This window comes from Allobosea sp. P1_A7 (genome assembly GCF_056406775.1).
This window is the reverse complement of the sequence record NZ_JBFTZN010000212.1, coordinates 1-10,079: the sequence shown is the minus strand read 5'-3', so window position 1 is coordinate 10,079 and position 10,079 is coordinate 1. Positions and strand designations below refer to the sequence as shown.

The 10,079-nt window shown below is 65.5% G+C and carries 10 protein-coding genes; 6 read left to right on the top strand and 4 right to left on the bottom strand.

The annotated features are described in order from the left end of the window. Positions 1-1,677: ABC transporter transmembrane domain-containing protein (locus tag AC1D34_RS27590; protein ID WP_476825919.1), on the bottom strand; the 1,677-nt coding region annotated here is incomplete at its 3' end. Between the two features lie 145 nt (positions 1,678-1,822). Between AC1D34_RS27590 and rpmE the strand changes: the two genes are divergently transcribed. After that, entirely contained in the window at positions 1,823-2,056 is a 234-nt protein-coding gene (gene rpmE / locus AC1D34_RS27585) for a 50S ribosomal protein L31 (protein ID WP_043238453.1), read from the top strand. A gap of 119 nt (positions 2,057-2,175) precedes the next feature. Here rpmE and rcdA read toward each other — a convergent pair whose 3' ends face one another. Then, a complete protein-coding gene (rcdA, locus tag AC1D34_RS27580) occupies positions 2,176-2,706 on the bottom strand; it encodes a protease adaptor protein RcdA (protein WP_113513280.1) in 531 nt (176 codons plus the stop codon). A gap of 418 nt (positions 2,707-3,124) precedes the next feature. Beyond that, positions 3,125-3,325 (bottom strand): DUF1192 domain-containing protein, encoded by a 201-nt coding sequence (locus AC1D34_RS27575; protein ID WP_069879389.1) that lies wholly within the window; start codon positions 3,323-3,325, stop codon positions 3,125-3,127. 120 nt (positions 3,326-3,445) lie between these two features. Between AC1D34_RS27575 and AC1D34_RS27570 the strand changes: the two genes are divergently transcribed. The 3 genes from AC1D34_RS27570 (at position 3,446) to AC1D34_RS27560 (ending at position 6,351) form a co-directional block, all read left to right on the top strand. After that, positions 3,446-4,447: an NAD(P)H-quinone oxidoreductase gene (locus AC1D34_RS27570; protein WP_441506988.1), complete on the top strand. Its 1,002-nt coding sequence runs from the start codon at positions 3,446-3,448 to the stop codon at positions 4,445-4,447. A 250-nt stretch (positions 4,448-4,697) separates the two neighbouring features. Then, positions 4,698-5,423: a DUF1013 domain-containing protein gene (locus AC1D34_RS27565; RefSeq protein WP_476825918.1), complete on the top strand. Its 726-nt coding sequence runs from the start codon at positions 4,698-4,700 to the stop codon at positions 5,421-5,423. Between the two features lie 43 nt (positions 5,424-5,466). Beyond that, positions 5,467-6,351 (top strand): MBL fold metallo-hydrolase, encoded by an 885-nt coding sequence (locus AC1D34_RS27560; RefSeq protein ID WP_441506987.1) that lies wholly within the window; start codon positions 5,467-5,469, stop codon positions 6,349-6,351. Positions 6,352-6,393: 42 nt separating this feature from the next. On the opposite strand, the gene AC1D34_RS27555 is transcribed toward AC1D34_RS27560, so the two are convergent. Further along, positions 6,394-8,310 carry a propionyl-CoA synthetase gene (locus tag AC1D34_RS27555; protein WP_441506986.1) on the bottom strand — a complete coding sequence of 639 codons (1,917 nt, stop codon included), beginning with the start codon at positions 8,308-8,310 and terminating at the stop codon, positions 6,394-6,396. 166 nt (positions 8,311-8,476) lie between these two features. Here AC1D34_RS27555 and AC1D34_RS27550 point away from each other — a divergent pair, with 166 nt between their 5' ends. Next, on the top strand, positions 8,477-9,241 hold the full coding sequence (locus AC1D34_RS27550) for a sulfite exporter TauE/SafE family protein (protein WP_441488189.1): 765 nt from the start codon (positions 8,477-8,479) through the stop codon (positions 9,239-9,241). A gap of 109 nt (positions 9,242-9,350) precedes the next feature. Continuing rightward, the coding region (locus AC1D34_RS27545) for an AMP-binding protein (RefSeq protein WP_476825917.1) at positions 9,351-10,079 on the top strand (729 nt) is incomplete at its 3' end.

Sequence of the window (10,079 nt, the reverse complement as noted above, 5' to 3'; positions counted from 1 at the left end):
GTCCAGAACCAGGATGCGAACGGCAGAAAGGATGGTGGCGATCCTATGGGCGACCACCAGCGTGGTGCGGCCCTGCATCAGCCTGTCGAGCGCATCCTGGACCGCGCGTTCGCTTTCCGAATCGAGCGCGGAGGTGGCCTCGTCCAACAGCAGGATCGGCGCATCTTTCAGCACCGCCCGGGCGATCGCCAGACGCTGGCGCTGGCCGCCCGAGAGCGTGACGCCACGCTCGCCGACGACAGTGTCGTAACCCTGCGGCAGAGCACGGATGAAGCCGTCGGCTGCGGCCAGGCGGGCGGCTTCCTCGACCTCCTCGCGGCTCGCACCGGGGCGGCCATAGGCGATATTGTCCCGCACCGAGACACCGAACACGGTCGGTTCCTGCGGCACCAGCGCGAAGCGCTGCCGCCAGGCTTCCGGATCGGCGTCGGTCCCGGCGACGCCGTCGACCATGATGCGGCCTTCCGCCGGATCAAAGAAGCGCAGCGCAAGCTGCAGCACCGTGCTCTTGCCGGCACCGGATGGGCCAACCAGGGCAATGCGCTCGCCCGGGCGGACGCTGAAGGACATCTCGTGCAGCGCCAGGACCGTCCGCCCAGGATAGGAGAAGGAGACGCGTTCGAAGGCGAGTTCACCGAGCGATGGCTCGGGCATCGGCTTTGGATGCACAGGAGCGGTGATCGCCGGTTTGGTCGCGAGGATTTCGCCGAGGCGCCCGGCGGCACCGGTGGCGGCCGAAATCTCGCCATAAACCTCCGAGAGCTGTCCGAGCGAACTCGCAGCCAGCACCGCGTAGAGCACGAATTGCGAGAGCCTGCCGCCAGTCATCCGGCCGGCAAAGACATCCATCGCGCCGACCCAGAGCACGCAGACCACGCTGGCGCTGACCAGGAAGATCGCGACGCCTGAGAGGATGGCACGCGAGCGCGTCGCGGAGCGCGAGGCCGCATAGGCATCGTTCRAGGCACTCTCGAAGGCCCGGGCCGTCTGCCGCTCGGCCCCGAAGGATTGCATGGTGCGGATCGCACCGACCGCCTCCGAGGCGAAGGCCGAGGCATCGGCCAGACGATCCTGCGCCGCCCGCGCCCGGCGCCGGACCGAGCGTCCGGAGAAGACCAGCGGCAGCACGATCAGCGGGATCGCGGCGATGACGATGGCCGAAAGCTGGGGGCTCGTCACGACCATGAGCGCCAGGGCACCGAGAAACATGATGCCATTGCGCAATGCGATCGAGGCAGCCGAACCGAAGGCCGATTTGATCTGCGTCGTATCCGCCGTAAGGCGCGAGACGAGGTCGCCGGCGCGGCTCGAATCGAAGAATGCGGGCTCGAGCCGGGTCAGATGGGTGAAGACATCGGCGCGCAGGCTGGAAACGATGCGCTCGCCGATCGTCATCACCAGATAGAATCGCGCCGAGCTCGCCAGTGCCAGCACGGCGACGACCCCGATCAGCAGCATGAAATAATTGTGGGCGAGCGCCTGATCGCCGCCGGAGAACCCGACATCGATGACGCGACGGACCGCGAGCGGCAGCACCAGAGTCGCGCCCGAGGCGACGATCAGTGCGAGGATGGCCAGCGCGATCCGCCCCTTCTGCGCCAGCGCATAGGGCCAGAAGGAGGAGAGAGAATGGAAATCGGGGCGCGTCTTTTTCTGGTCTTCGTTATCTTCGGCCACGCTTCACTGTCCTGTCATGCTTGCGCTGTCGCTTCGCCTGCGCTATTGCGCTGGCGACTTCACGACAGGCTCATACGAATTGTTCGACGGGCCGGCCAGCTAGCCTGGTTATCGACCGTGCCCGCTTACGATTGAGGATTTCGCCATGAAGACCGGCATCCATCCCGACTACCACACCATCAAGGTCGTCATGACCGATGGCACCGAATACTTCACGCGTTCGACGCTCGGCAAGGAGGGGGACACCCTCAATCTCGACATCGACCCGAAGACCCACCCGGCCTGGACCGGCGGCACCCAGCAGCTGATGGACCGCGGCGGCCGCGTCTCGCGCTTCAATTCGCGCTTCGGCGCCCTCAGCGCGCTCGGCAAGAAGTAATTCGGCCGTCGATCGTCCCCGATCGACGCAGCCTGCAAACACAAAAGCCCGGCCTAGCGGCCGGGCTTTTTGCGTGTCGGGCGGCGATTGGTCGCGGTCGCGAGCCCCGCGCATCAGGCTCAGTTGAGCAGGGCGAGCCGCGATTGCAGGCTGCGGATCTGGCTCTGGACGGGGTTCGGAGTGACCTCGAACACGTCTGAACCGGACATCAGCCCTTCGAGGTGGCGGATGCGGTCCTGCAGACGGATGGAGTGGGCAATCAGATCGCGCAGCCTCTGCGGCAGGCGCATCGCCTCTTCCTGCACCGGCGACAGCATCGGCTCGGCGATCTTGACTTTGTTCTTCTCCAGCCGAGCCTGCTCTGCGGTCATCTCTCCTTCGGCCACGGCGCGCTGCACCAGGAGCCAGGAGGCGATCTGCATCAGCCGCGTCGTCAGGCGCATGCTTTCGGTCGCATAGGTCAGCGCAACATCGCGCGGGAGTGCCGCCGACTCGGCGCGGCCGTCGCCATCGAGGTAGCTCGCCGTCAGCTCGACCAGCGCCATGCCCTCGCGAAACAGCAGCATGAAGCCGTCCGATTTGACGAAGCCCCTTGCAAAGGAAAGTGCGCCTTCATCCGGCCCGGACTTCAGCAGCGTCATATCGGTCATCGCGACGTCTCCAATCGGCACAAAGGCGTGTGCGTCTGGGACGCGCCACGGATTGATACCGTCACAACGGCAAGAATAGCGCCGTTGCATTGTCGAGACTCTGGTAAGATGTTGTTAACCTTAACACGCCATGAAGGCCAAAAAAGAGCCGCCCCGAAGGCGGCTCGAAGGTCAACAGGGAGGCGTCAAACAGAGTGGGCAGGAGCCACTCGACATCCAGAGAAACTGGATGATCGGATTCATACTTTGGAATCGTTAAGGAGCGGTTAAGAACGCCGCCGCGCGAGCATATTTGCGCAAGGAAACGGCAGGATCGGGCGACGATTGCCCTCCTCCCGCGCCAGTCGGCCCGGTCGATGCGCGCTTATGGAATCCTGGCACGACGAAGCCTGAGCTATTCGTGCCGCGAGCCCCTGCCTCAGCCTATCTTGCGGAAAAAGGCATCCGCAGCCGAGCGCGAGGCATCCTTTTTGGCCCTGATCTCCATCAGGCGCGCGATCTCGGTCTTGAGCGCCTCGATGCGTTGATCGATCTCCGCGAGCGACAGCATCGCAAGATCCTGCCCGATCTGGTGAATGGGTTGCGGCGCGGGGCGGTCATCCTCTGAAAATATCGACATGGCTGCCTCATTTTCGAAACGCGACGGYGGAGACTAGCCGGCTCGCCGCCGCAAGGCCACTATCTCTGCGAAGCAGGCGTCAGATGCGGACGCCTCATGACCAAAGAGGGACAACCAGACGTGATGCCAATCCTTCCCGAGACGATGACCGCCATCGGCTTTGCGGCCCCCGGCGGCCCTGACGTGTTGCGTCCTGAAACACGGCCCGTGCCGAAACCGGCCGCAGGCGAGGTTCTCGTCGAAGTTGCGGCCGCCGGCATCAACCGGCCCGATGTCCTGCAGCGGCTCGGCGGCTACGCTCCCCCGCCCGGCGCCTCGGATATCCCCGGCCTCGAGATCGCGGGCAGGGTCGTGGCGGTCGGCGATGGCGTCGGCCGCTTCGCGTTGGGAGACCGGGTCTGCGGGCTCGTCGCCGGCGGCGGCTATGCCCAATATGCAAGCGTCCACGAGAGCAATGCCCTGCCAGTCCCCGCCGGGCTGTCGCTGATCGAGGCGGCCGCGATTCCCGAGACCTATTTCACCGTCTGGACCAACGTCTTCCAGCGTGGCCGGTTAAAGAGCGGCGAGAGCTTCATGGTCCATGGCGGCAGCTCGGGCATCGGCACCACGGCGATCCAGCTCGCAAAGGCCTTTGGCGCGACGGTCATCGCAACCGCGGGCTCGGATGAGAAATGCGCGGCCTGCCGCGAACTCGGTGCCGATGTCGCGATCAACTACCGGGAGCAGGATTTCGTCAGCGCCGCGAAGGAGGCCACCGGCGGGCACGGCATCGACCTGATCCTGGATATGGTCGGCGGCGACTACATTTCCCGCAATTACGAGGCAGCGGCCGAGAGCGGCCGGATCGTCCAGATCGCCTTTCTGAACGGCCCCAAGGCGGAGGTCGATTTCCGTCGGCTGATGATGAAGCGCCTGACCCATACCGGCTCGACACTCCGCCCGCGCACCATCGCCGAGAAGGCAGCCATCGCCGCCGAGCTGGAGGCCAAGGTCTGGCCCCTGCTGGCCCAGGGCCGCTGCAAACCCATGATCCATGCGACCTTCCCCTTGGCAGAGGCCGCGGCCGGGCATCGCCTGATGGAGAGCAACGCCCATATCGGCAAGATCGTCCTGACGATGTGACCCGCAGCCGCGATATCAGTGCTCGCCTTGCCGGCCGGCGCTGTCATCGATCATAGGGCTGTCTGAGCCACCGGCGCCTTCCGCGCTTTTTCTTGGACAGCCTTCATGGCTTTGCATATAACGCCCGCATCCTGCTCATCGCTGATGATTTGGATGGCCGGCCGAGGAGGCCGGTCGGCGCATGAGAGCTTTTGTCCGCGACCCTGATCCGGCGTAAGCCGCCGGCCTTCGAGATCCAGGAGACGATGCCGTGTCACAACCCCCGCTGATGCCGAAAGCCACTGCGGTCTGGCTCGTGGAAAACACGTCGCTGACCTTCGAGCAGATCGCCGAGTTCTGCAAACTCCACCCGCTCGAAGTTCGCGGCATCGCCGATGGCGAAGTCGCCGCCGGCATCAAGGGCCTCGACCCGATCACCTCTGGTCAGCTCACCCGTGAGGAGCTCGAGCGCGCCGCCAAGAACCCGAACCACCATCTCCGGCTTGCCGAGCGCAAGGTGAAGGTGCCGGAGATCAAGCGCGCCAAGGGGCCGCGCTACACTCCGGTTTCCAAGCGCCAGGACCGCCCGAACGCGATCCTCTGGCTGCTGCGCAACCATCCCGAGCTCAAGGACRCGCAGATCATCCGCCTGATCGGCACGACGAAATCGACCATCGCCCAGATCCGCGACCGCACCCACTGGAACGCGCAGACCCTGACGCCGGTCGACCCGGTCAGCCTCGGGCTCAGCTCGCAGATCGATCTCGACTTCGAGGTCGGTCGTGCGGCCAAGGATCGCCCGGCCGCCCTTGCGGAGGCAGGCTCGACCTTGCTCCCGGCCGAGGAGACCACCGCGCGGGAGCCGGTCCATGCGAGCCAGCCTTTCGCTGATATGAGCAAGCCGAAGCGCGAGGAGGAAGCGGCGATCGACGTCGATTCCGTCTTCGCCAAGCTGAAGCAGCTCAAGCGTCCGGCCGACGAGGACGACGAGATCTGAGGTCGCTGACGACCGAGCGGCCTGCCTGTCGCGGAGAATGGCCTTGGCATCCGATCTTGCCTTCACCTTTCTCGGCACGGGCGCGCCGCCGGTCAGCCTGCGCCGGGCCGGCCCGTCCCATCTCGTCCAGGGGGCCGGACGCAAGATCCTGATCGATTGCGGCTCGGGCGTGAGCCAGCGCCTGGTCGCCGCCGGCCATCGCGGCACCGATATCGACCTGCTCATCGTCACGCATGAGCATTCCGACCATCTGGTCGATTTCTACCAACTTGTGGTCTCATCCTGGCATCAGGGCCGCGCCCGCCCCTGGCGTGTGCTGGCCCCTGCCCCCGCACTTGCCAATATGCGCGCGCAATACGAGGGCTTTGCCCGCGAACGCGCCTTGCGCATTGCCTTCGAGAAGCGGCCCGACGCCACGGGGCTCGATGTGCAGTTCGAGGAGCTGCGCGAAGGCATCGTCTCCGGGCTGGGCGAACTCGCGATCGACGCCTTCCTGGTTGATCACCGGCCTGTCGAGCCCGCTTTCGGACTCGCGATTTCGCTGGCAGGCAGCAGCCTTGTCTTCTCGGGCGACACGCGCCTGACACCGTCGCTCGAACGCGCCGCGCAGAATTGCGATCTGCTGGTCTGCGAGGTCTTCATCGACAGTGAGATGCCTGTCGTCGCCGGTATTCGCTCGGCCGAGACCGTGGCGGCCGTACAGGCCTATCACATGACCCCCGCCGTGGTGGCGAAACTGGCGACGCAGGCCGGCGCAGGCATGCTCGCGCTGACGCATCTGGTACCGCCCGGCGCCGACACCTCCCGGCTTGCCCGCGAGATCAGGACGGCAGGTTATGCCGGCCCGCTGATTGTTGGCGAGGATCTGATGGCGCTCGATGTCGGCGAACGACTGCTGCGCTGGAATGGCGCGACGATCGGGATCTGAGCCGCGTCATCGCGAGCCAGGCAATCCTGTCTCGCCCTCGGACTAGCCAACGCCTCTCGCCTTGAGGACCTCGCCGATCTCGTCGAGCACGACAGGATCGTCGATCGTCGCCGGTACGGCATATTCCTCGCCATCGGCGATCTTCTTCATCGTCGCGCGCAGGATCTTGCCGGAGCGTGTCTTCGGCAGGCGTGCCACGGTCACCGCGAGCTTGAAGGCAGCAACCGGGCCGATCTTGTCGCGCACCAGCGCAACCAGCTCCTTCTCGACCTCGGCCGGGCTTTGCGTCACGCCCGATTTCAGCACGACGAACCCGCAGGGCTGCTCGCCCTTCAGAGCATCCCTGATACCAACCACGGCGCATTCCGCCACCGCCGGATGCGAGGCAAGCACCTCCTCCATGCCACCGGTCGAGAGCCGATGGCCGGCGACGTTGATGATATCGTCGGTGCGGCCCATGATGAAGACGTAGCCGTCCTCGTCGATGAAGCCGGCATCCGAGGTGTTGTAATAGCCCGGGAAGGCCGTGAGATAGGATTGGCGGAACCGCTCGTCGTCCTGCCACAGCGTCGGCAAGGCGCCGGGCGGCAGCGGCAGCTTGACCACGATCGCCCCCATCGTGCCGGCCGATACGGGTTTTCCGGTCTCGTCGAGGCACTGCACGTCATAGCCCGGCAGCGGCACGGTCGGCGATCCATGCTTCACCGGCAGGAGCTCCAGCCCGACCGGGTTGCCGACCATGCAGGAGCCGCTCTCGGTCTGCCACCAATGGTCGATGACCGGAACCTTCAGCACGTCCTCGGCCCATTTCAACGTATCGGGATCGGCCCGTTCTCCGGCGAGGAAGAGCGTGCGGAACTGCGACAGGTCGTAGCGTGCGAGATGGGTTGCCTGCGGATCCTCCTTGCGGATCGCGCGAAACGCCGTCGGTGCGGTGAACATCGCCACCGCCTTGTGTTCGGAAATGACGCGCCAGAACGCGCCGGGATCAGGCGTGCCGACCGGCTTGCCCTCATAGAGCACCGAGGTCGCGCCATGCAGCAGCGGGCCATAAACGATATAGCTATGGCCGACGACCCATCCGACATCGGACGCGGTAAAGAAGACCTCGCCCGGCTTCACGCCGTAGAGGTTCTCCATAGTCCATTTCAGCGCGACCATATGGCCGCCGTTGTCACGGACCACTCCCTTGGGCCGACCCGTCGTGCCCGAGGTGTAGAGCACATAGAGCGGGTCCGTGGCGGCGACCTCGACGCAATCGGCCTTGCGTCCCGCGGCCTTGGCCGAGGCGACCAGCGCCCGCCAGTTCCGGTCGCGCGTGACATGCATGGAGGCGTCCGCCTGGGGACGCTGCAGCACGATGCAGGTTTCCGGCTTGTGGGCGGCGAGCGCGATCGCGCCGTCGAGCAGCGGCTTGTATTCGACGATGCGTGTCGGCTCGATGCCGCATGTCGCGGTCAGGATGACCTTTGGCCTGGCGTCATCGATGCGCGTCGCCAGTTCCTTGGCGGCGAAGCCGCCGAACACCACCGAATGCACCGCCCCGATCCGGGCGCAGGCCAGCATGGCAAAGGCTGCCTCCGGGATCATCGGCATGTAGATGATGACGCGGTCGCCCTTGCCGACGCCCAGATCCTGCAGGACAGCCGCAAGCGTCGCGACCTCGCCGAGCAGATCACGATAGCTGTAGCTCGCCTTGGTTCCGGTGACGGGGCTGTCATAGATCAGCGCCGTCTGCTCGCCCCGCCCGTCACGCACATGCCGGTCGAGCGCATTGAAGCAGGTATTGCAGCTCGCATCCGGGAACCAGCGTCCATAGACACCGGCTTCGGCATCGAAGATCGCCTGCGGCGGCTTGATCCATTCGATCTCGCCTGCCGCCTCGCGCCAGAAGCCGATCGGATCCGCCTGCCAGCGCGCATAGGTTTCGCGATAGTGGCTTGCATGCGTGGCRTTCATCGGACGCGTTCCTCTTCGCCTGGTTCTGGCCTAGACCCGGCAAGCGGGTCGGGCGATTTTGCGCGGGATCGTGCTCACTCTCCCCCGCCTGCGCAAGCACGCCGCCGTCAGACTTTAGCTACGCATCCGCGCACGACCGCTCCCGCCCTCGCCCCCCCGGACAGCCATGAGCTTCGACCCAGCCTATCTCGCCGCGATGGTGCCTGCCGTCATCCTGGTCGGGCTCGCCAAGGGTGGCTTCTCGGGCCTGGGGCTGCTCTCGCTGCCGCTGATGGCGCTCGTGCTCCCGCCGGTCCAGGCGGCCGCGATCATGCTGCCCATCCTGATCGTCCAGGACATGGTGAGCGTCTGGGCCTATCGCCGTGAGTTCGACAAACGCAACCTCGCGACGATGCTGCCGGGTGCTCTTCTCGGCGTGCTTGCGGGTTATGTCTTGGCATCGCGGGTTTCCGATGCCGCGGTTGGCCTTTCGGTCGGCATCATCTCGGTTGCCTTCGCAGGCCGTCGGCTCTTCGCCGACCGCAAGGCGCAGTCGCCGGTCACGAAGCCCGCGTTTGGGCCCGGCAGCTTCTGGGGCGCGGTTTGCGGTTTCACCAGCATGATCGCCCATGCCGGCGGCCCTCCCTTTCAGATCTACGTCATGCCGCAGCGGCTCTCGCCGCCGACCTTCGTTGGCACCGGCGCGATCTTCTTCGCGCTGCTCAATCTCATGAAAGTCGGCCCCTATATCGCGCTCGGCCAGTTCACCCGCGAGAACCTCGCCGCGTCGGCGGCACTGTTTCCGGTCGCGATCCTCGCGACCGTTGCCGGTGTCTGGCTGGTGCGCCGCGTGCCGGCGGAACGCTTCTACACCATCATCTACTGGCTGCTGATTGCTGTCGGCAGCAAGCTGATCATCGACGGGTTCCTGGCGTTGCGCCTCCATCCCTGACCCACGAGTCCAGCTGCGTCGATTGCGCCGCATCGGAAAAAGGGATGGATTACGGGAGAGCGCGGGACCGGCTAGATCCGAAGGCGACGCGACGGAAGAAGGCGCCCCGATGAAGACCTCGCCCTATGACATCGACCTCGACCGCAACCCGGCCAACTTCCAGCCGCTGACGCCGCTGACCTTCCTCGAGCGTGCCGCCGCCGTCTTTCCCGACCATGTTGCGATCATCCACGGCCCGTTGCGCCGGACCTATGCCGAATTCTACGCACGCTCGCGCAGGCTTGCATCCGCGCTGGCGAAGCACGGCATCCGCAGGGGCGATACCGTCGCAGCCATGCTGCCGAACACGCCCGCCATGCTCGAATGTCACTACGGCGTGCCAATGACCGGCGGTGTGCTCAACACGTTGAACACGCGGCTCGACGCCGCCATCATCGCGTTCTCGCTCGACCATGGCGAAGCCAAGGTGCTGATCGCGGACCGCGAATTCTCGAGCACAGTCCAGGCGGCACTGGAACTCTGCAAGGTCAAGCCGCTGGTCATCGACTATGACGACCCGGTCTATGACGGCAGCGGCGAGCGGCTTGGCAGCGTCGAATACGAGGACTTTCTCGTGACCGGCGACCAGGATTTCGCCTGGACGTTACCCGGCGACGAATGGGACGCGATCTCGCTGAACTACACATCGGGCACCACCGGCGACCCCAAGGGGGTGGTTTATCATCACCGCGGCGCCAATCTGCTCGCGACCTCGAATATTGTGACCTGCGGCATGGGTCGTCATCCCGTCTATCTCTGGACGCTGCCGATGTTCCACTGCAATGGCTGGTGCTTCCCC